Source organism: Jiella pacifica (assembly GCF_010500815.1).
Classification (GTDB): domain Bacteria; phylum Pseudomonadota; class Alphaproteobacteria; order Rhizobiales; family Rhizobiaceae; genus Jiella; species Jiella pacifica.
Map to the genome: position 1 here is coordinate 147,505 of NZ_JAAAMG010000005.1, position 20,629 is coordinate 168,133.

Consider the following 20,629-nt stretch of genomic DNA (forward strand, 5'->3'; position numbering starts at 1 on the left):
CATATCGACAGTCATGGCCGATTAGAATTCGACGGGCATGTAGCCGTTGATTTCCATCGCCATGCAGATTTCGGTGACAACCGGCTTGTTCCAGGCCATAGCTTGCTCTCCCATTTGCGTTAAGGGCGCCTTCTCTCCTGCGGCGAACCCGCAGAGCAGGCAGCACCCCGCCACTCCCAATATGCCGCTTCACGCGCGAAGTATAAACCCGGGCAGCGCCGTTTCTTCAGAATCGGGAAGAGTTCCCACAACCCGCCGGTCGCATCCGCCAAAAGCCGCCAAGCCTTTGCCCGGTCGTGGCCATCGCGGGCGGTCGGGGGTGTGACGGTCTCCTCATCCATCCCCCAACCTCGCCGAGCGGGCGGGACCGGCGCGACAGCTCGTTCGAACGAGCCGATGGGTTCATCCTCGCGCCGTACCCTCCAGCGCATCGACGAAGAGCGAGGGCTGGCCGAGTTGGCCGCCCTTGAGGACGACTTGCAGGCCGTCGAAACCCGGCTCGGTGCCGTGGCAGCGGCAGACGGGAGCCCCGCGACCGAGGGGGTGGGCGACTTCCAGCGCCAGGACCGGGATGGTCTCGAGCACCCTGCCCGAGGTGTCGCCGCCGGCAACCACGATGCGCTTCAGATCGAAGGCCGGAACGGCATTCGCAGCGACGAGACCGAGGGTGCGGCCGATGGCGTCCTGGGCAGCCGAGAAGCTGGCGTCGGTGCCGGCCCGCTCCTTCAGGGCGACGAAGGCCGGGTCGTCGACGGTCTTCGCGGCAAAGACGACGACGCCCTTGCCGGTCGCGAAGGCAGCCGTCGCCGCATCCATGATGCGGGCGACCTCACCCTCCTGCCGCGCGGCGTCGACCGCGGCCTCGACGTCGAGACGGACCGCGGCGAAGCCGGCCGCCTCGGCCGCGGCGATCTGCTCGGCGGTGACCGGCGAGCAGCTTCCCGACAGAACCAGCAGGCGATCCACCGCCGCTGCCGGCGGGAAGGTGGGCGCTTCCGGCGGCAAGACGCCGGTCTCGCGCCAATGGGCGACGAGGGCGTATTGCAGACCGGAGGAAGAGGCGCTGAAGATCCCCTCTCCCGCCCCCTCCCAGACGAGGCGGCCGGCCTCGCGCTGGGACGCGTCGTCGGCGACGTCGACGAAGGCCACCGCGCGCTCGGCCCGGGCCTTCTCACGCTCGGCCCCTGCTTCGCCCCGCGCCAGGCTGGCGAGGTCGATACCGAGAATCGTGCGCCCGGTCTGCTCTTTCAGATGCAGGCGCAGATCGCTCTCCCGCATCGGGGTGACCGGATGGCGGGACATGGTCGGATGGCGATCGATCCGGTAGCGGGTTCCGCCGGCCGCCGCGAACAGATTGCTGAAGACGAGCCAGCGGCCGAGATGCGGCGCCCCGACGATGCTCGGCGACCAGTCGGCCGCAACGAACCGGCTGCCGATGTCGATCGCCTTGCCGATGGAGCCGGTCCGCGGCGAGGAATCGAAGGTCGAGCAGACCTTGTACTGGATGATCCGCGGCGACAGCTTCGCCAGCGCCTCGAAACAGGCGGGGAGATTCTCCTCCATCCATTCCGGCGACTGGGAGCGCGCCGTCCCGGCAATGCCGACGACGGGGTAGCCTTCAAAACGCGCAAGATCCTCCGCGCTCGGCACCCCGGTGAAGAGGACGGTCGGCAATCCCGCCAGGGCCGTCACCTCCAAAGCGTCGGTGGACCCGGTGAAATCGTCGCCGTAAAATGCCAGCATCACGTTTCCGGTGGCAATCGTCATGAGAACTTCTCCACGGCCTCGGCCAGTTCGGGGGAGCGTTTGGCGGCTTCGCCGAGGGGAATTCCGGCGCTCGCGGCATCGAAGGCTTGCCTGAGGGACCTGACACCGGCGGCGATCCCCCTCGGATGGGCGACGATGCCCCCGCCGGCGCAGAAGATGAAGTCGCTCGAATCGAGGCGCGCCAGAGTGGGCTCGGCCTGCATCACCGTCTGGCCGGAGGAGAACACCGGCATGACGACGTTCCGATGGCTTTTCGTCATCGGCGTCAGGCAGGCCCGCGCGGAGGCGACGACGCTGTCGTCGGGTTCCCAGAACTTGTTGGCAATGCCGTTTACATGCATGTGGTCGACACCGGCAAGCCGCCAGATCTTCTGCCAGGCGACGTAGGAGAAGCCATTGTCCACTGACCGGCCGAGATAGCCCCAGCCATTGCGGTGGGCATGGATCGGCAGCCGAGCATGGCGCCGCAGGGCGGTGACCCCGGCCGGCCCGACCCCGTTGAGGCTGACCATCACGCAGCTTCCGCCGAGCTCGGCGACGAGATCGTGGCGCCGCAGCATCTCGTCGATCTCGCCCGTCAGATTGAAAGCGACCATGACGGTCCGGCCGGTTCGCGCCTCGTGGCGCCGGACCACGTCGAGCACCCGCTTCACGCGCTCGTCGAACGGGCAGCCAGGCCCGTCCGCCTGCAGCTCGTCGTCCTTGACGAAGTCGATGCCGCCCTCGCAGAGCTGGTCGACGACGGCCGCCGTCTCCGCCGGATCGAGCCCGACGGAGGGCTTGACGATGGTGCCGATCAGGGGACCCTCCGCGACGCCGGCAAGGCGCCGCGTACCCGCGACGCCGAAGGCCGGCCCGGGATAGGCGGCGTAGAATTCGGCCGGCACGGCGAAGTCGAGCAGCTTCAGCCCGGCAACGTCACGCAGCTCGTAGAGATTGCCGGCAAGGGCGGCGAGAAGGTTTGGCAGCGAGGCGCCGAGATTGGCGAAGGGCCAGGACAGCTCCATCTCGTAGCTGGCCAACGCGCCGGGCGATGCACCGGGAAGCGGCGGCAGACCACCATCCTCGACCGGGGCCAGCCGCTCGACACGCGCGGCTGAGCGCTGCTTGAGCGCCTCGCTCTCGCCGGGAACTGGAAGAAACGTGCCAGATGATTGCTCACCGGCGACGATGGCCGCGACCTTGTCCGCATCGCCCGCAGTGCGCAGAAGATAGGTGGCGCGGATGCGCCCCGGCCCGGCGGCCGGGGCCTCGGCGGCGACGTTCACCTCTTGCCTCCCTGCGCCTCGATCCACCGGGCGTAGTCTTCGATACCGGCATGGATGTCGGTGAATCGGGGCGAAAAGCCGAGGCGCTGGCGCGCCTTGGTGATGTCGAGCGGCGCGCCGCGCTCGAAGAAGCGCCCCGGCCCCAGGGCCATGCCGCTCCTGCGACCGGCGATTTCGTCGGACGTCTTCATGATCTCGTCGTGGCGCACGGCGACGCCGGACGAGACGTTGAACGCCTCCCCCGCGACGTCGGACGGAGCGTCGATGAGCGCGACGATACCCGCCGCCGTGTCGCGCACGTGAGTCCAGTCGAGCGACTGGTCGCCGCCCGACGGCGAGGAGACGTTCTCCAGCCCCTCGAGCGCCCCGAACATCGCCTGGTAGAGCACGTGCATCCGCGAGGGCATCCGGCCGGGCCCGTAGACGAAGTAGAGGCGAGCGTTGCGCACGTCGAAGCCGTAGGTGCCGCCATACTGGAGCGCCAGCGCCTCATTGGCCGCCTTGGTCGCGCCGTAGAGGTCGGTGACCTGAACCGGCGTCTCCTCGGTCTGCCCGCCGGGATGATTGCCGTAGATCGCACCGGAGGAGAGGTTGACGAACTTCGGCACGCCGAGGATGCGGCAGGCTTCGAGAACGTTCAGCATCCCGACCGTGTTGATCTGGATGTTGCGGAACGGACGCCTGGCGAAGCTTGGTCCGGCGATGACCGCGACGCCCCAGACGACGCAGTCGATCTTCCCCTCGTAGGCCCGCATGCGCTCGAAAAGCGTATGGACGTCGAGGACATCGACGTTCTCGAGGGTGATCCGGTCGGCGACGGCTTCGAGATGATCGAGGCCGCGACCTTCCAGCCGGTCGGCGCCGGCGTCGAAGATCACCACCTCCTCGCCGCGGGCCGCCAGGTCGTGCGCGACCCAGGAACCGACATGACCGAGGCCGCCGAAAACAAGCACAGACATCGTCTACTCCGGTGATTCTGACCCGCGCCCGTCAGTTCAGCAGCCAGTTCGGCACACCGAGGACGAGCCACGGAATGAAGGTGATCGCGATCAGCATCCCGAACAGCGGGATGTAGAAGGGCAGGATCTCGCGCACCAGGCTGCCGAACGGGATGTCGGCGACCTTCTGAACGGTGAACAGAACGGTTCCAACCGGTGGCGTGACGAGGCCGATCATCAGGTTGAAGATCATGACGACGCCGAAATGGACGGGGTCGATGCCGTAGCTCACGACCAGCGGCGTCAGGATCGGCGTCAGCAGGAACAGGGCCGGCACGCTGTCGATGAAGCAGCCGACGAGGAGGATGAAGAGGTTGAGAAGCAGCAGCAGCACCCACTTGTCCGCGACGTTGGCGGACAGGAAGTCGATGATCTGCGATGTCACCTGATAGCGCGCCAGCACCCAGGCGTAGAGGGCCGAGCCGGCAATGATGACGAGCAGCGCCGCCGTGTCCACCGCCGTTTCGCGGCAGATTGTCCAGAACTCCCGCAGCGAGATCGTCCGGTAGACGAAAAAGGCGATCAGCGCGCAGTAGACGACGGCGATGGCGGACGCCTCGGTGGGCGTGAAGACCCCCGACAGGATGCCGGCGATAATGATGACCGGGGTCAGGATCGGCAGGAAGCCGCGGCCGCAGGCCCGCAGGATGTCGCGGATCGAAGCCCGCGTAGCGACGGGGTAGCCGCGCTTGTGAGACATGTAGGCGACGAGGGCCATGAGACCGAGGCCCATCAGGACGCCGGGCACGATCGAGCCGAGAAACACCGCGGCGATCGAGACATTGGCCAGGGCGCCGTAGATGACGGCCGGAATGCTCGGTGGGATGATCGGGCCGATGGTCGCCGAACTCGCGGTGACCGCGGCGCTGAAGCCCCGGTCGTAGCCGTCCTTCTCCATCGCCTTCATCTGGACCGGCCCGAGGCCGCCGGCATCGGCGACGGCGGAGCCGGACATGCCGGCGAACAGCATGCTCGACAGGACGTTGACGTGGCCGAGGCCGCCCCGCAGATGCCCCACAAGCGAGCGGGCGATGTCGAAGACCCGGTCCGAGATCCCCGAGGTGTTCATCAGACGGCCGATCAGGAGGAAGGCCGGGATGGCGAGGAGGGTGAAACTGTTGACGCCGTAAAGCGTGCGCTGCGCCACCATCTCGTAGGGCACCGAGCCGAGACCTCGGTTCGAGGCGAGGACGGCGATCGACGCGCCGATCATCGCGAAGCCGACCGGAACACCGACGAAGAGCAGCAGCAGCAGCGTGCCGAACAGGGCAAAGAAGATCGTCATGCCGCGCTCTCCGGTGTGGAGCGGCCGAAAAGGGTCAGGACGAGGTCGCGCAGGACGAGCAGCACCAGCATCGCGATCCCGATCGCCTGGATGAGATAAAGGGTGGAGAAGGACACAGGGATGGTGCTGGCGCTGACGCTGCCGGTCCGCTGCATCATCCCGACGGCGCCCCAGACGAGGGCGCCCGCGATGGCGACGGTCAAAAGGTCGCCGATGACGTCGAATACCCGGCGCGCAGAGCGCGGCAGCATGTCGAGGAGGATGGTGATGCGGATCTGCGCCCCGGCCCGCTGCGCGATCGCCGCGCCGAGAAAGATCTCGCCGATGAACAGGAAGCGCGAGGTCTCGTCGGTCCAGGGGACGCCGACCGCGAAGACGTATCGCGCCGCGACTTGGACGAACATGACGACCAGCATGCCGATGAAGGCGAGGGTCATGACCGTTTCGACGGCAGACCAGAAGACGGCGGCGACGCGCCAGGCTCCAGCCCCCTCGTTCAATGGACGTTCCACGAAGATCCTCCCGACCGACCAACCGTCGCGGGAGCGCGCGGTGGGCGCGCTCCCGCTCTCGCCTCACTCGTCGCCGAGCTTCGAGAGCACGTATTCGCGGACCTCAGGGGCGAAGCCCTCGGCGATGCGGCGGATGGCCGGCGCAGCCTTCTGGCGGAAGGCCGCGACGTCCGGCTCGACCACTTCCATGCCCTTTTCCTGGAGCTGCTCGTAGAGCTTGTCCTGGTTGCCGGTGACGAGATCGTCGCCCCAGACGATCGCCTCGTCGATCGCCGACTGGATCATCGTGCGATCCTCTTCCGGCAGGCCCTGATAGAAGTCCTCGTTCATCAGCCAGTGGAAGAAGGAATAGACGTGCTCGGTGCGGTTCACATAGGACTGCACTTCGAAGAGCTTGCCCGACCAGATGTAGTCGACGGGGTTTTCCTGCATGTCGATGACGCCCGTCTGGAGCGAGGTGTAGACCTCCGGCCAGGCGATCGGCGAAGGCAGTGCGCCGATCTCGGTCCAGATCTCTACCCAGGGTGCGATCTCGGGGACGCGCATGCGGACGCCCTCGACGTCCGCAGGGGTCTTGACCGGCGTCTTCGAGGTCAGGTTGCGCGGATTGCGCACCGACAGGCCGACGAGCCGCAGATGGCCGCTCTCGATGACCTTCTGCCGCAGGGCTTCGCCCATCTCGCCCTCATACACCTTCCGCGCCTCTTCGCTGGAACCGAAAGTGAAGGGCAGATCGGCCGCCGCATATTCCGGCGCATAGAGGGTCATCGGCATCGAGCCCCCGAGAGCGATCTGGTATTCGCCGAAGCTCGCCCCCTCCAGATGGTCGCGCTCGCCGCCAACCTCGGTGCCGAGCAGCGTCACGGTATAGCGCCCGCCCGACTGCTCCTCGATGTTCTTCTTCAGCCGCTCGCCGACCTGAAACATCTCGTGGCTGGGTTCGACATGCAGCGCGATCGCGATGTCCTCGGCGAATGCCGGCATCGTCGACACGGTGGTGGCCGCCGCGAGCAGCGCGGCGCGTAGCATCGTTCTCATAAGAACCTCCCGATTCGGTATGGCCGCTCCCGTGGCCATTCTCAACTGGTCCGACCATCAGACATTCAGATGAGATGGTGACTTTCTGGCGTAAACTTGGTAGCCGTGTCAATGGGTGCTCGAACGAAGCGACAGGATAGGTGGACATGACAGATCCGGACGGTCCGGCAGCGCCCGCCACGCGGGCCCGCCGCCTGTTGAAGCCGAAACGGATGCACGAGGAGCTCGTGGAAATACTCGCGACGGAGATCTGCGAGGGCGTCTACGGAACCGACGATCCCCTCCCCTCCGAGCGCGATCTGATGGAAGAGTTCGGTGTCTCGCGGCTGACGGTGCGCGAGGCGATCGCCGCCCTGCAAAGCCGCGGCATGGTGACGACACGGCCGGGAACGCGGGCGCGCGTCTCGGCGCCGCAGCCGGACTTTCTCCTGTCCATGCTGTCGCAGGCCGCGACCTATCATCTGGCCCAGCCCGGCGGGCTGCGCTCGCTGATGCAGGTCCGGCTCATCGTGGAAACCGGGACGGCGCGCATCGCGGCGGAACAGGCCGACGACAGGACCGTCGCCGAACTGAAGGCGACGCTCGAGCGCAATCGCGCCGCGATGGGCGACCTCGAGGCCTTCGGTCGCACCGACATCGAGTTCCACGCCGCGATCGCGCGGATCGTCGGCAACCCGATGATCGATGCCTTCTTCGCCGCAGTCAGCGAATGGCTGACGGAGGTGCGCAATACCAGCCTCCAGACACCCGGTCAGACCGAGCGCGCCTTCAAAGCCCATGTGCGGATCTTCGCGGCGATCGAAGCGCGCGATCCGATGCAAGCCAGCGAAGAAATGTCGCGCCACCTCACCCAGCTCGCCGGGGTCTATCCGCCGGCCCCGACCGCAGTGCCGCGACACGACGAGGACAGACGATGAGCGACGAGACCCGGCTGCGGGAAAAGATCTGCCGGATGGCGCAGTCGCTCTTCGATCGCGGCCTGACCTGCGGCTCGTCGGGCAACATCTCGGCGCGCACGGCAGATGGCGGCCTTCTGGTGACGCCGACGGGCTCGACCATGGGCGATCTGGATCCGGCGCGGCTGTCGCTCTTCGACGCCGACGGACGATTCGTATCGGGCGACAAGCCGACGAAGGAAATGCCGCTGCACGAGGCCTTCTACCGCACGCGCGGCACGACGGGCGCGGTCGTCCACCTGCATTCCACCCATTCGGTGGCCTATTCGATGTTGCCGGACGTCGATCCAGACGACGTCCTGCCGCCGCTCACCGCCTATTCGGTCATGCGCCTGGGAAGGGTGAAGCTGCTTCCCTATTTCATGCCCGGCGATCCGGCGATGGGGGCGGCCGTCGCCGAACTCGGCGGCACCCGCCCCGCAGTCATCCTCGCCAATCACGGCCCTGTCGTCGCCGGCAAGGATCTCGACGCGGCCGTCTTCGCCACCGAGGAACTGGAAGAAACGGCGAAACTTGCCATGCTCCTCAGGAGAGAATCGCCGCGCATGCTCACCGCCGATCAGGTTCGGGCACTGCGCGAGCGCTATCCGCTCGACTGACCGCGGCGGTGCAATGGCAAGCTGGCGCTGGCACGGCGGCCGGCGACGGGTACCGTGTCCACGGCACGACGCCGAGCGTGGCCCCGCCGAAGCGCCGGCGCCCGAACAGCGTCGGGCGAACCTTGCGTGGGGAACAGGTATGATTCCCAATTGACAGACGCCGGCCTGTCATGCGGGTTGGCGTGGCCATGAGGAACGATCTGCCGACAGCGGACGCGATAGCCGGGAAGCCGCGCCTCGACGTCCACAATTCCGATGTCCCGGTGGTCTGCCGCGCCTGCGAGGCGCGCCATCGCGGGATCTGCGGCGCGCTGACGCCGCAAGAGCTGACCCGGCTCAGCCGGCACACCGTCAAACAGACGGTGGCTGGCGATGGCGCAATCGTCTCCTCCGGCGAGGACTTCAGGCACTACTCCAACATTCTCGCGGGCGTCGTGAAGCTCACCCGGCTGATGGCGGACGGACGGCAGCAGATCGTCGGTCTGCAGTTTGCGCCGGATTTCGTCGGCCGTCCGTTCCGCTCCTTCAGCGAAACGACCGCCGAGGCGGCCACCGACGTAAAGCTCTGCAGTTTTCCCAAGCAGGTAATGGACGAGATGATCGCCCATTCGCCCGATCTCGAACGCCGGCTCTATCAGCAGGCGCTCGACGAACTCGACGAAGCGCGCGAGTGGATCTTCGCCCTCGGCCGCAAGACCGCGGCCGAAAAGGTCGCGAGCTTCCTGTTGATGATCGCCGAGAACGTCGATCCCGAGGCGCCAAGCGGCGATCGGCCGATCCGCTTCGAAATCCCGCTGAAGCGGGCCGACATTGCCGATTTCCTCGGCCTCACCATCGAGACGGTCAGCCGCCAGATCACCAGGTTGCGCAAGGCCGGTGTCATCGTCGTCGAGAACAACCGGACGGTGACGGTGCCCGACCTGGAACGGCTGAGAGCTCGCTGCGAGGTGGATGCGGCCTAGAAACGAGGCAAGAGCCGAATGCAGGGCTTTCCGTTTCAGATCAGAACTCTTCCCATTCCTTGGCGTCTGCTTTCAGCGCAGCTCCGCCCGCTCCCAGGACCTTGAGTTGCGGGACGGATTGAGCGGCCGGGGCCGCGCGTCTCGTCGTGGGCCGAGTGACTGGACGGGCTGCGGATCGATCCGCGTCCGCTGTCCGGGATGTGGCCGTTTTGAAGCGGCCCGTGAGCTGTGAGAGATGATCCGTCTCTTTTCCCAGAGCCTGGGCGGCGGCCGTCGCTTCTTCGACCATTGCGGCGTTCTGTTGCGTCACCTTGTCCATCTGGTCTGCAGCGGCCGAGACCTCCTTCAGGCTCGTGCTTTGCTCGCGGGTACCCTTGGCGATCTGCGCAACGATTGCCGACATATCCGCGACTTGGGCGACGATTTCGTTCAGCGACTGGCCGGAGGCCGTGACCAGTTGCACACCGCTGTGGACCTCCTCTCCCGAGGCAGAGATCAACGCCTTGATCTCCTTGGCAGCTTCGGCGGAACGCTGAGCGAGTCCCCGCACTTCCTGTGCGACCACGGCGAAGCCCTTGCCGGCCTCGCCGGCGCGCGCCGCCTCGACGCCCGCATTGAGGGCAAGGAGGTTGGTCTGGAAGGCGATCTCGTCGATGATTGTGATGATCTGACCGATCTGGTCCGATGACTTCTCGATCTGGGTCATCGCGTTGACGGCCTGGGCCACGATGCTTCCGCCCTTCTCGGCATTGCGTTGAGCCTGCAGGGCGGACTCCTGAGCCCGTGCGGCTCCGTCGGCCGTCCCATTCACCCCTTTCGTCACCTCCGAGAGCGCCGCCACCGTTTCTTCCAGGCTCGCAGCCTGCTGCTCGGTACGCCGCGCCAGATCGTTCGAGGCGGTGTTGATCTCGTCGAGCCCGACATGGATCGAGCCCGATGCCGAAACGACGGCGCCGATCACCTCCTCCAGGCTCTGGATCGACTCGTTGAACTGATCGCAGATTTCCTCGAATCCAACCATCCGGCTCCGTTCCATCCGAGCGGTGAGATCGCCGTTCGAGAGCGCCGTAAAGGCCGGGGAAACGTTCCGGATGAACTCCCGCCGCGCCTCTTCCGTCGCCGCCAACTCGGCTCGACGCCGCTGTTCGGCCGAGGTGCGGCCTGCCTCCAACGCCTCGGCTTCCATTCGGCGCTTGTCCTCTTCGGCCTGGCGGAAGACCTGGAGAGCACGAACCATGTCGCCGATCTCATCCTTCCGGCCGGCGTCGGGAAGCGCCGCAGTGGTATCGCCGTCGGCGAATTTGCGCATCGCCAGGGCCGTCAGGCCCAGGGGGAGCGTGATGGAGCGGCCGACGACGAACAGAATTGTGGCGATGAGCAGGACGAGGAAAACGGCCGAACCGATCATCGCCTTCAATGCAAGCGATGAAATCCAGGCGCTCTGCGTCTTGGCATCGACACGTGCTTGAGAGACGGCCGTCTTCACGGTCTCGAACGACGGCTCGATCTCGCTGAACGTCTCGCTGAGCTGCTTGCGGATATCCGCGGCGGCAATCGTCGCCTGCGTGAACGCCAGGAAGCTCGTCTCGTAGCTTTGCAGGTCGTCCATCGCCGTTCGGTAGGACGCCGGCATGCCGAAACGAAGCGAGGGCAACGCGCGAAGCTCGGAGAGCTGATCCTGCAGCCTGGTGATGTATTTGGGATCGCCGCGCAGCATGAAGTCCTTCTCGTGCCGGCGCAGCATGAGCATCATCACCTGCAACTCGGGATCGCCGAGTTTGTTCAGGGTCTCTTCCAACGAGTGAACGGCGGCCCGCAACGCGCCCTGATAGCCGCTCGTCTCGTCGAGACCCAATGCCTGGGTCACCTCGACAGCCTCACCGAATTGCCCGCGGTAATCCTGAAACAGCGAGTTCATCCGCGTGACATCGCTCGAAAGCGGGCTCAGCCGCTCCGTTTCTGCGACCATGTCCGCCAAGGAGGCAAGGTCCGCCTTCAGCGTCGCGGCGATGGTCTCGTGCGCGGTGGCAAAGGCCATGTCCTTGCGAAGAAAGAAGTCCTTTTCGCTTCGCCGCTCCTCCAGGAAGGCAATCTCGACCTGGTCGATCAGCCGTTCGGTCTCCGCGGCTCGATCCGCCGCATCGTCATAGGCCGACCGAATGCCCCGCTCGACGACGAAGGTCGTGGCCAGACCCAGCATCCCGAGGATCGAGATGGACGCGACGATACCAATGCGGCGGGATATCTTGAGGTCTGAGAGACGCACGTGAACGAACTTTCATCGACGAAGGCTGCCCCGGCGGCGTGCCTTTGCCGAAGTGGTACCCTCGCCCACTTAATCTCCAGCTAACGCGCAGGAAGACTTTCTCCGAACTCCGCAAATCAAATTCATAAGCAAAACCAATTACCAATGACCCGCATTAACTTGCAAGATGCGAGAATTTCGAGCTCGTCGCGCGAAACATGGACTGGCGGTTTCTTGGCCTGATTCAGTGGACCGAACGCGGCGTGTCGCTTCGTGACACCTCACACCGCCTTCGAGTAACGCGCCTCGCCGCTCCGAAGATGGGCGTCGAACCAGGAGGCGACCGTGCGGGCGAGGCTTCTCGCCTCGGGGCGGATGACGAAGCGACGGCCAGTGACCTCCACAAGCCCGTCCGGATCGATCGCCGCCAGCCGCAGGGCCTCGCGGACATAAGGCTGTGCCGCGACGCCGAAGCGGTCGGACAGCGCCCCCAGATCCAGCGCGAAGTCGCACATCAGCCGCTCGACCATATGGCTTCGGATCATGTCGTCCTGGCTCAGCCGGTAGCCGCGTTCGGCGGCCGGCTCGCTCGCCGCAATCCGGCCTTGATAGAGGCCGGTCGGCACGGTGTTCTGGACATAGCCGCCGGCAAAGCGCGAGATCGCCGAGGCGCCGAAGCCGATCAGCGTGTCGCAGGGATCGGCGGTGTAGCCCTGGAAGTTGCGGCGCAGCGTGCCTGAGCGCGCCGCCTTGGCGAGTTTGTCGCCATGCAGTGCGAAATGGTCGATGCCGATCGCCTCGTAGCCGGCGCTCCGAAAGGCCGATGCCGCGCGCGCGGCATCGGCGAACCGCGCCTCTGATCCGGGCAGGTCTTCGGTCCGGATCATCGTCTGGTGCTTTTTCACATGCGGCACGTGGGCGTAGCCGAACAGCGCCACGCGCTCAGGCTGGAGCGCGATCACCTGTTCGACGGTCGCGTCGAGCCGCTCCGGCGTCTGCAGCGGCAAGCCGTAGAGCACGTCGATGTTGATCGAGACGAGGCCGGAGGCGCGCAGCGCCGCGATGACGTCGCGCGTCTGCTCGAAGCTCTGCGGCCGGTTGATCGCCGCCTGCACCGCCGGGTCGAAATCCTGAACGCCGATCGAAACGCGGGTCACCTCCAGGGCGCGCAGGCCCGACAGCGTCTCGTCCGTCACATCCGACGGGTCGATCTCGACGCTGATCTCGGCATCCGCGGCAAAGTCGAAGGCGGCGTGCAGCGCCTCGGACAGGCGCTTCAGGTCGTCCGGGCGGAGGAAGCTCGGCGAGCCGCCGCCGAGATGCAGGGCGCCGAGCTTCGGCGAAAACCCAAGGCGGCGACGAAAGGCGGCGATCTCCGCAACGACCGAGCCGACATAGGCCTCGACCGGATCGTAGCGGCGGGTCTGCTTGGTGTGGCACCCGCAGAACCAGCACAGCCGGTCGCAGAACGGAACGTGCATATAGACCGAGACCGGCGCTTCGGGATCGAGCCCGTCGCAAAGCTCGTCCCACAAAGCCCCGCCAGTGCCTGCGGCAAAATGCGGCGCCGTCGGATAGCTGGTGTAGCGCGGCACCTCGGCGCCGTAGCGGGCAAGCACGGCGCGGTGATCGACCGGAGACTGGAAGGCCGTCATCGCCTCACCCGATCTTCGCCAGAAGTGGAACGAGATGCTCCTCTTCGAAGGCGATGTGCCGCCGGAGCCCTTCGAAGAAGCCGCGCAACATGTAGCCGAGCGCTTCGGCCGCCGGATTCGCCGACGATCCCGCCGGCTCGGCGGCGACGATACCGAAAGAGCCCATGCGTCGTGGAAAGCCGGCCTGCGATGCCTTGCAGTGCTTCGCCGCGGCCCGCGTCCTGACGTAGTCGATCAGCTTGTCGGCCAGCTCGTCGCCGAAGCTCTCGTCCTCCCAATGCTCGAAATGCAGGCGCTGCAGCGTCCCGGAGAGTTCCGGGGACGCGTCGCGGCTCGTCTTGAGAACGGGAAAGACGGTGTCTTCCTCGAAGCGGTGCGCACGACGAATACCCGGTCCGATGGAGCGGGCGACATGCAGCGTCTGCTGGGCGTCGAGATCGTCCGGCAAGCCGTCTGCGATCGCCTCCAGCGCATCGCAGAGCCGGCGCTGGGCCGCAAGCTGATGGGACAGCGCCGCTGCGACCCCAGAACCCGCACCCAAAGGCGCAGCGCCGAAGCCATCTACGCTCGGCACCGACCGCGGCAACTCGCCGCGGGTTGCGGCGGGATGAAAGACGACGACGGCGCTTGCGACGCCTTGGTACGAAACTTCGGCCGAAAACTCGGCTTCCGACTGGGACCGGGGCTGGAACGTCATGGCGCTGCTCCGATGGCGTTGATCATGGCATCTGTCTCGCCGATCGAGGCCCGGACTTCCTTGATCCAGGTCAAGGCGCGCGCCTGCGGAAACTGACAAGTGCACTCCCGATCCCGGCGTTCGGCCCGGCCCTTCCGGCCGCCGCTTGCCGCCGGTTCGAGCGAGGGTGGCAATTTGATGAAATATACGACCGAGACCATGCTCGTCGGTCTCGCCGCGTTCCTGGCGCTGCTCGGCGCCGGCTTCGCGGCTGACGAGCCATTCAGAGCGCACTCCTATGTGCTGTTCGTCGTGCTGGCGCTGGCGACGATCGTGCTGATGCGCCGGATCGATTTTTCCGGCGACAAGATGATCCCGTTGCGGGCGGACGGCTCGCAGACGGGGCCGAGGGGCGGCTTGGCGGCGCAAAGCCAGAGCGCGGCCACCGCGTCGGTGGCCTACATGGACGATGTCGTCCGCTACGGCGTCATTGCGACGGTGTTCTGGGGGATTGTCGGCTTTCTCGTCGGCGTCGTCATCGCCTCGCAGCTCGCCTGGCCGGATCTCAACATCCAGCCCTGGTTCAATTTCGGCCGCATGCGGCCGCTGCATACGTCGGCGGTGGTCTTCGCCTTTGGTGGCAATGCGCTGATCGCCACCTCCTTCTACGTCGTCCAGCGCACCTGCCGGGCACGGCTGTGGGGCGGCAACCTCGCCTGGTTCGTCTTCTGGGGCTATCAGCTGTTCATCGTCATGGCGGCGACCGGCTATCTCCTCGGCATCACCGAAAGCCGGGAATATGCCGAGCCGGAATGGTACGTCGATCTGTGGTTGACCGTCGTCTGGGTCGCCTATCTGGCGGTCTTCCTCGGCACGCTGGTGAGGCGCAAGGAACCGCACATCTACGTCGCCAACTGGTTCTACCTCGCCTTCATCGTGACCATCGCGATGCTGCACGTGGTCAACAACCTGTCGCTGCCGGTCTCCTTCCTCGGCGCCAAGAGCTACTCGGCCTTCTCCGGCGTCCAGGATGCGCTGACCCAGTGGTGGTACGGCCACAATGCCGTCGGCTTCTTCCTCACCGCCGGCTTCCTCGGAATGATGTACTACTTCGTTCCCAAGCAGGCGAACCGGCCGGTCTATTCCTACCGGCTGTCGATCATCCACTTCTGGGCGCTGATCTTCCTCTACATCTGGGCCGGCCCCCATCACCTCCACTACACCGCTTTGCCCGACTGGGCGCAGACGCTGGGCATGGTCTTCTCGATCATGCTGTGGATGCCCTCCTGGGGCGGCATGATCAACGGGCTGATGACGCTGTCGGGCGCCTGGGACAAGCTTCGCACCGATCCGGTGCTGCGGATGATGGTGATCTCCATCGCCTTCTACGGCATGTCGACCTTCGAGGGCCCGATGATGTCGATCAAGTCGGTGAACTCGCTTTCGCACTACACCGACTGGACCATCGGACACGTCCATTCCGGCGCGCTCGGCTGGGTCGGCATGATCTCCTTCGGTGCGGTCTATCATCTGACGCCGAAGCTGTGGGGCCGTGAGCGGCTCTACTCGCTCCGCCTCGTCAACTGGCACTTCTGGCTCGCCACCCTCGGCATCGTCGTCTACGCGGCCGTCATGTGGGTCTCGGGCATCATGCAGGGCCTGATGTGGCGCGAATACGGGGAAGACGGATATCTCGTCTACTCCTTCGCCGAGACCGTCGCCGCCATGCATCCCTACTACGTCCTGCGCATGCTGGGCGGGGCGATGTTCCTGGTCGGGGCACTGATCATGGCCTTCAACGTCTACAAGACCATCCGCGGCGACCTCCGTCGGGAGGTGCCGATGGGCACCCAAACCCTGCAGCCGGCGGAGTGAGGAAAATCCGATGACCGACAAGAAAGACGAAAACCTCGCCCTCGACGGGGCGCGGCCGGAGCTGAAGGCCGACCCTGTCGCCAGAGGCATCCTCGCCCATCACGGCAAGATCGAGCGCAACGCCACGCTGCTCCTCGTCCTGTCGCTCCTGGTGGTGACGATCGGCGGCATCGTCGAGATCGCCCCGCTCTTCTACATCGAGAGTACCATCGAGAAGGTGGAAGGCATGCGGCCCTACTCGCCGCTCGAACTGGCCGGCCGCAACATCTACCTGCGCGAGGGTTGCTACAACTGCCACTCGCAGATGATCCGCCCGTTCCGCGACGAGACCGAGCGCTACGGTCATTATTCGCTGGCGGCGGAATCGATGTACGATCACCCGTTCCAGTGGGGCTCGAAGCGCACCGGGCCGGATCTCGCCCGGGTGGGCGGCCGCTACTCCGACGAATGGCAGGTGCAGCACCTCACCGATCCGCGCTCGGTCGTGCCGGAATCGATCATGCCGTCCTACGGCTTCCTGCTGAATGCCGATCTCGACATGAAGGATCCGGCCGGACATCTGGCGGCGAACAGGGCGGTGGGCGTGCCCTATGACGATGCGATGGTCGAGAACGCCGCGGCCGATCTCAAGGCCCAGGTGAACCCGGACGGCGACACCTCCGGTCTGCTTGCCCGCTATCCCAAGGCCGTGGTGGCGAATTTCGACGGCAATCCCCAGCGCCTGACCGAGATGGACGCCCTCGTCGCCTATCTCCAGATGCTCGGCACGCTGGTCGACTTCTCCGTCTACGACCCGCAAGAAAACCAGCGCTGAGGAGGCCCGACATGGACTTCGATTACCACACCATGCGCGCCTTCGCGGATAGCTGGATGCTGCTCGCCATGGCCCTCTTCTTCCTCGGGGTCGTCGGCTTCGTGCTGCGCCCCGGTGCCCGCCGGGCGGCCGACGAGGCCGCCGCCATCCCTCTCAAGGACGATTGAGCCATGGCCGATCACAAGGACGTCGATCAGATCACCGGTGTCGAGACCACGGGCCACTCCTGGGACGGCATCAAGGAGCTCAACAATCCTCTGCCGCGCTGGTGGCTGTGGACCTTCTACGCGACGATCGCCTTCGCGCTCGTCTATTCGGTGCTCTACCCCGCCTGGCCGCTGGTAAATTCCGCCACTTCCGGACTGCTGGGCTGGTCGAGCCGCGGCGAACTCGCCGAAGAGACTGCCACCGCCAACGCAGCACGGGCCGGACAGATCGAGCAGATCACCTCGCTCTCCGTCGAGGAGATCAATGCCGATCCCGAGCTTCGCACCGTCGCCATCGCCGGCGGCCGGGCGGCCTTCAAGGTCAATTGCGTCCAATGCCACGGCTCGGGCGCGGAAGGCGGGCCGGGCTATCCGAACCTCAACGACGACGCCTGGCTCTGGGGCGGCTCGCTCGACGCCATCCACACGACGCTTCAGCACGGCATCCGCTTTGCGAGCGACGACGACACGCGGATCTCGGAGATGCCGGCCTTCGGCCGCGACGGCATCCTCGACCGCGAGCAGATCGGCGACGTCGCCGAATACGTCCTCTCCTTCGCCGGCAATGCCGACGACAAGGCGGCCGCAGACAAGGGCCAGGCTGTCTTCGCCGACAACTGCGCCGCCTGCCACGGCGAAAGCGGCGAAGGCGTCAAGGAACTCGGCGCCCCGGCGCTGAACGACGCGATCTGGCTCTTCGGCGGCACGAAGGACGACATCGTCCGGCAGGTCACCGCCCCCCGCCACGGCGTCATGCCCGCCTGGGAAGAGCGCCTCGGCGAAACCACGGTGAAGGAGCTGACGGTCTACGTCCACAGCCTCGGCGGCGGACAGTAGGACGAACCAGCGAACCTGCCGACCGCATGATGCGGGCCCCTGCCAGCGATGGCGGGGGCCCGCATTGATTATCTCTTCACTTTCGAGGAACTGGGAAGCTGATCAGACGAAAGTCGCGCCTCGTTCCATCGCCGCCTCCAGCCGGTCGATTGCCTCGGCGAGCTTTTCGTCGATGACGTGCAGCAGGGTCATCCAGTCGTCGTAGTGATGGAGCTCGGCGGCTCCGTCCGATATGCCGCGCAGGCCGACGAGCGGGACACCAAAGCGCTGGCAAGCCCTCAGCACCGCGAACGTCTCCATGTCGACCATGTCGGCGTCGATCGCGTCGTAGCGCGGCCCCGAGACGATGTCGGCGCCCGTCGAGAGGCGGGCGGCAGGAACCCCTTCGATCGGTGTCGGCATCGGCGTTTCGACGGGATGATCGAGGAAGGGCGTCACGCCTTTCGTAAATCCCAGGAGAGAGGCGTCGATGTCGCGCCAGGACACCGAGGCGACCTGATAGACCTCGCCCTGTTCGAGCCTCCGCGAGCCGGCCGAGCCGAGCGAGACGACGAGATCGGGCCGCCCCCTTCGCGTCTCCAGTTGCTGCAGCGCAACGCCGGTGTGGAGTGCCGCCTCGATCGGCCCGACGCCGGTCATAAGCGGGCGGATGCGGCTTTTGAGCTTTTCGCCATATTCGGCATGGGCGGCCATGACGAAGAGAACGCTTCTACCGCCGATGGTTTCGATCGCATGGTCGGTTTCGGGTGGATTGGTCATGGCGGCCTCGGCGCGTTCGTTGCGGCCGCTAGTTCAACCACCAGAGTGCCGCGTTGAGAAGGCTCGCATAGGCGACCCAGGCGAGATAAGGCAGAAACAGCAACGCCGACACCCGCTCCGTGCGCCAGGCAGCGGCGACGAAGGCGACGACCGCCGCGTCGAGGGCGAGGATGACGATCAGAGCCGCGCCGAGCATGTGGGCGGAAAAGAACACCGGCGGCCAGGCGACGTTCAACGCCAGCTGCAGCCACCACAGCTTCTGCGCCGTTCCGATCCCCGCGCGCCAGACGCGCCAGCCGGCAACGCCGATGAGGATGTAGAGCGTTCCCCAGACCGGCGCGAAGACCCAATCCGGCGGGTTGAAGCTCGGCTTGGCGAGCTCTGCGTACCAGCCGCCAGTCTCAACGGAGAGCCCGATCAGGGCACCGCCCCCGACGCTCAGGAGCAGGAACAGCGGCAGGGCGAGATATCGGCTCATCGTTCGTCCTCGGCCCGCCACCGGCGCGCGACGTACATGCTTTCGTCGCCGTCCCTGAGTGAAATCTCGCCTTCGATCAGCCCGTCCTCCCGCAGTTCCGCAAAGCCGTCTCCCGAAATCTCCATTCCCTCGTCCGAGCCGTGGAAATCGAAGTGGACCATGGTGTTCGAGAATCCGCAGTCGAGGGAGAGCTCCATCACGATCAGCCGGGCCTCGCCCTCCCGCTCGCCGAACAGGAAATAGGCCGGGCCGCAGCTGTCGAGCGCCTCGCGATCCCACATCTCGGTCGAGAGGATGCGCCACTTCCCGACGAGCGGCCAATTCGGGCCGCCGTTCATCCTGCCCGCTCAAGCAGCGCGAAGAAGAAACCGTCCGTGCCGGTGAGTTTCGGCGTCATGGTGATCACGCTCCCTCCGGCAAGGTCCCTGACGCGGCAGCGCTCGATCGCTTCCGGCAGCATCGCGGCCCAGCGCGCACCGGTGTCGGCCACCGCGAACCCCTCCCCGGCATGCCGCTCCAGGAAGGCGGCGATGCGGGCGGCGTTCTCGTCGGCGATGAGCGAGCAGGTGACGTAGGCGAGCCGGCCACCGGGGCGCACGAAGCGCGCAGCGCGATCGAGCACCGCATCCTGCTCCTCGATCCGCTTGGCGAGCGCGTTTTCGGACAGGCGCCATTTGGCGTCCGGCCGCCGCCGCCAGGTGCCGGAGCCCGTGCAGGGCGCGTCGACGAGGGTCAGGTCCATGGAGCCGATGAGACCGGCCATGTCCTCGCGCGGATCGTGGACCTGAACGTTGCGGCTGCCGGCGCGGGCGAGCCGCTCGTGAATCGGAGCGAGACGGTGGCGGTCCGAGTCGGCGGCATGGATCTGGCCGGTGTTCTCCATCATGGCGGCCAGAGCCAGGGACTTGCCCCCTGCCCCGGCGCACAGATCGAGCACCTGTTCGCCGGGAGCGGCGCCGGAGAGCAGCGCGGCGAGCTGCGAGCCCTCGTCCTGCACCTCGAACCAGCCTTTCTGGAAGCCCGCCTCCACCTGTACGTTCGGATGGCGGCCGGCCCCTTCGATCGCGGCGATGCGGATGCCCTCCGGGGCGAGATCGCTCGCGGTGGCGTCGAAAGGCGCGAGCGCCTTCACCACCTTGTCGCGATCGGCCTTCAGCGTGTTGACGCGCAGATCGAGCGGCGGACGCGTCGAAAGCGCCGCGGCCTCCTCCACCCAGCCGTCGCCGAGGGATGCTTCGAGACGGGCGGCGATCCAGTCCGGCACGTCGGCGCGCACGGCATCGGGCGCTTCGGAGAGATCGGCGCCGCCAAAGCGCCCGACCTGGTCGTCTCCCGGCATCGCTGGCGCGAAACGGTCGCCGTCCAGCGCGGCGGCCAGTTCCGCCGTCTCCATTCCGAGCCCATCGAGCACCGCGGCAAAGCCCAGCGCCGCAGCGCCCTCGTCGCCCATGCGAAAACCGTAGGAGCGCTTCTTGCGCAAGGCGTCGTAGACGATGTTGCCGATCGCCGCCCGGTCGCCGGAGCCGGCGAAGCGGTGGGCGAGGCCCCAGTCCTTGAGCGCGTCGGCGACCGGCCGCCGCCGCGCCTCGACGTCGGATAGCACTTCGATCGCCGCGGCCAGACGCCCGCCTAGACGCATGACGAGACCTTTTCACGGATGATGGGCGATGCGGTGGTCATGGGCATCCTGACAAGGGTT

The 20,629-nt window shown here is 66.4% G+C and carries 21 protein-coding genes; 7 read left to right on the top strand and 14 right to left on the bottom strand.

The window, feature by feature from the left end; translation table 11 throughout:
* Nucleotides 1–21: 21 nt before the first annotated feature.
* From pqqA to GTK09_RS08310, 7 genes are all read right to left on the bottom strand, one after another.
* Nucleotides 22–99 carry a pyrroloquinoline quinone precursor peptide PqqA gene (gene pqqA / locus GTK09_RS08280; RefSeq protein WP_163462799.1) on the bottom strand — a complete coding sequence of 26 codons (78 nt, stop codon included), beginning with the start codon at nucleotides 97–99 and terminating at the stop codon, nucleotides 22–24.
* A gap of 303 nt (nucleotides 100–402) precedes the next feature.
* Complete coding sequence (locus tag GTK09_RS08285) at nucleotides 403–1,767, bottom strand: four-carbon acid sugar kinase family protein (protein ID WP_163462634.1); 1,365 nt, start codon at nucleotides 1,765–1,767, stop codon at nucleotides 403–405.
* Nucleotides 1,764–3,035: a ribulose-bisphosphate carboxylase large subunit family protein gene (locus GTK09_RS08290; RefSeq protein WP_163462635.1), complete on the bottom strand. Its 1,272-nt coding sequence runs from the start codon at nucleotides 3,033–3,035 to the stop codon at nucleotides 1,764–1,766. The genes GTK09_RS08285 and GTK09_RS08290 overlap by 4 nt, the downstream gene beginning before the upstream one ends.
* Entirely contained in the window at nucleotides 3,032–3,994 is a 963-nt protein-coding gene (locus GTK09_RS08295) for an NAD-dependent epimerase/dehydratase family protein (protein ID WP_163462636.1), read from the bottom strand. The genes GTK09_RS08290 and GTK09_RS08295 overlap by 4 nt, the downstream gene beginning before the upstream one ends.
* Before the next feature lie 31 nt (nucleotides 3,995–4,025).
* On the bottom strand, nucleotides 4,026–5,318 hold the full coding sequence (locus GTK09_RS08300; RefSeq protein ID WP_163462637.1) for a TRAP transporter large permease: 1,293 nt from the start codon (nucleotides 5,316–5,318) through the stop codon (nucleotides 4,026–4,028).
* The gene (locus tag GTK09_RS08305) at nucleotides 5,315–5,830 is read right to left on the bottom strand and encodes a TRAP transporter small permease (RefSeq protein WP_312869720.1); all 516 of its coding nucleotides are present in this window, start codon (nucleotides 5,828–5,830) and stop codon (nucleotides 5,315–5,317) included. The genes GTK09_RS08300 and GTK09_RS08305 overlap by 4 nt, the downstream gene beginning before the upstream one ends.
* 63 nt (nucleotides 5,831–5,893) lie before the next feature.
* Nucleotides 5,894–6,868: a TRAP transporter substrate-binding protein gene (locus tag GTK09_RS08310; RefSeq protein WP_163462638.1), complete on the bottom strand. Its 975-nt coding sequence runs from the start codon at nucleotides 6,866–6,868 to the stop codon at nucleotides 5,894–5,896.
* A gap of 146 nt (nucleotides 6,869–7,014) precedes the next feature.
* Between GTK09_RS08310 and GTK09_RS08315 the strand changes: the two genes are divergently transcribed.
* The 3 genes from GTK09_RS08315 to GTK09_RS08325 all read left to right on the top strand — a co-directional run bounded on the left by GTK09_RS08315 (nucleotide 7,015) and on the right by GTK09_RS08325 (nucleotide 9,385).
* Nucleotides 7,015–7,785: a FadR/GntR family transcriptional regulator gene (locus GTK09_RS08315; protein ID WP_163462640.1), complete on the top strand. Its 771-nt coding sequence runs from the start codon at nucleotides 7,015–7,017 to the stop codon at nucleotides 7,783–7,785.
* On the top strand, nucleotides 7,782–8,423 hold the full coding sequence (gene otnC, locus GTK09_RS08320) for a 3-oxo-tetronate 4-phosphate decarboxylase (RefSeq protein ID WP_163462642.1): 642 nt from the start codon (nucleotides 7,782–7,784) through the stop codon (nucleotides 8,421–8,423). The genes GTK09_RS08315 and otnC overlap by 4 nt, the downstream gene beginning before the upstream one ends.
* A gap of 188 nt (nucleotides 8,424–8,611) precedes the next feature.
* Nucleotides 8,612–9,385 (top strand): Crp/Fnr family transcriptional regulator, encoded by a 774-nt coding sequence (locus tag GTK09_RS08325; protein ID WP_163462644.1) that lies wholly within the window; start codon nucleotides 8,612–8,614, stop codon nucleotides 9,383–9,385.
* Nucleotides 9,386–9,425: 40 nt separating this feature from the next.
* Here GTK09_RS08325 and GTK09_RS08330 read toward each other — a convergent pair whose 3' ends face one another.
* The 3 genes from GTK09_RS08330 to GTK09_RS08340 form a co-directional block, all read right to left on the bottom strand.
* The gene (locus GTK09_RS08330; RefSeq protein WP_203560930.1) at nucleotides 9,426–11,423 is read right to left on the bottom strand and encodes a methyl-accepting chemotaxis protein; all 1,998 of its coding nucleotides are present in this window, start codon (nucleotides 11,421–11,423) and stop codon (nucleotides 9,426–9,428) included.
* Nucleotides 11,424–11,911: 488 nt separating this feature from the next.
* The gene (hemN, locus tag GTK09_RS08335) at nucleotides 11,912–13,285 is read right to left on the bottom strand and encodes an oxygen-independent coproporphyrinogen III oxidase (protein WP_163462648.1); all 1,374 of its coding nucleotides are present in this window, start codon (nucleotides 13,283–13,285) and stop codon (nucleotides 11,912–11,914) included.
* A 4-nt stretch (nucleotides 13,286–13,289) separates the two neighbouring features.
* On the bottom strand, nucleotides 13,290–13,982 hold the full coding sequence (locus GTK09_RS08340; RefSeq protein WP_203560931.1) for a hemerythrin domain-containing protein: 693 nt from the start codon (nucleotides 13,980–13,982) through the stop codon (nucleotides 13,290–13,292).
* 177 nt (nucleotides 13,983–14,159) lie between these two features.
* Between GTK09_RS08340 and ccoN the strand changes: the two genes are divergently transcribed.
* From ccoN to ccoP, 4 genes are read left to right on the top strand one after another with little or no spacing between them, the layout of a single operon-like run.
* Complete coding sequence (gene ccoN, locus GTK09_RS08345; RefSeq protein ID WP_163462650.1) at nucleotides 14,160–15,836, top strand: cytochrome-c oxidase, cbb3-type subunit I; 1,677 nt, start codon at nucleotides 14,160–14,162, stop codon at nucleotides 15,834–15,836.
* 10 nt (nucleotides 15,837–15,846) lie between these two features.
* Nucleotides 15,847–16,650 carry a cytochrome-c oxidase, cbb3-type subunit II gene (gene ccoO, locus GTK09_RS08350; RefSeq protein ID WP_163462652.1) on the top strand — a complete coding sequence of 268 codons (804 nt, stop codon included), beginning with the start codon at nucleotides 15,847–15,849 and terminating at the stop codon, nucleotides 16,648–16,650.
* Between the two features lie 11 nt (nucleotides 16,651–16,661).
* Nucleotides 16,662–16,817, top strand: coding sequence for a cbb3-type cytochrome c oxidase subunit 3 (locus tag GTK09_RS08355; protein ID WP_163462654.1), 156 nt, complete (start codon nucleotides 16,662–16,664; stop codon nucleotides 16,815–16,817).
* Nucleotides 16,818–16,820: 3 nt separating this feature from the next.
* On the top strand, nucleotides 16,821–17,693 hold the full coding sequence (gene ccoP, locus GTK09_RS08360; protein ID WP_163462656.1) for a cytochrome-c oxidase, cbb3-type subunit III: 873 nt from the start codon (nucleotides 16,821–16,823) through the stop codon (nucleotides 17,691–17,693).
* A gap of 102 nt (nucleotides 17,694–17,795) precedes the next feature.
* Here ccoP and GTK09_RS08365 read toward each other — a convergent pair whose 3' ends face one another.
* The 4 genes from GTK09_RS08365 to GTK09_RS08380 are packed head-to-tail and all read right to left on the bottom strand — an operon-like array spanning nucleotide 17,796 to nucleotide 20,569.
* Nucleotides 17,796–18,452, bottom strand: a complete 657-nt coding sequence (locus tag GTK09_RS08365; RefSeq protein ID WP_163462658.1) for a 5'-methylthioadenosine/S-adenosylhomocysteine nucleosidase — start codon at nucleotides 18,450–18,452, stop codon at nucleotides 17,796–17,798.
* A 28-nt stretch (nucleotides 18,453–18,480) separates the two neighbouring features.
* Nucleotides 18,481–18,930 carry a TspO/MBR family protein gene (locus GTK09_RS08370; RefSeq protein ID WP_163462660.1) on the bottom strand — a complete coding sequence of 150 codons (450 nt, stop codon included), beginning with the start codon at nucleotides 18,928–18,930 and terminating at the stop codon, nucleotides 18,481–18,483.
* A complete protein-coding gene (locus GTK09_RS08375; protein WP_163462662.1) occupies nucleotides 18,927–19,268 on the bottom strand; it encodes a hypothetical protein in 342 nt (113 codons plus the stop codon). The genes GTK09_RS08370 and GTK09_RS08375 overlap by 4 nt, the downstream gene beginning before the upstream one ends.
* Entirely contained in the window at nucleotides 19,265–20,569 is a 1,305-nt protein-coding gene (locus GTK09_RS08380; RefSeq protein WP_163462663.1) for an RsmB/NOP family class I SAM-dependent RNA methyltransferase, read from the bottom strand. Before GTK09_RS08380 ends, GTK09_RS08375 begins: the two co-directional genes overlap by 4 nt.
* Between the last annotated feature and the right edge of the window lie 60 nt (nucleotides 20,570–20,629).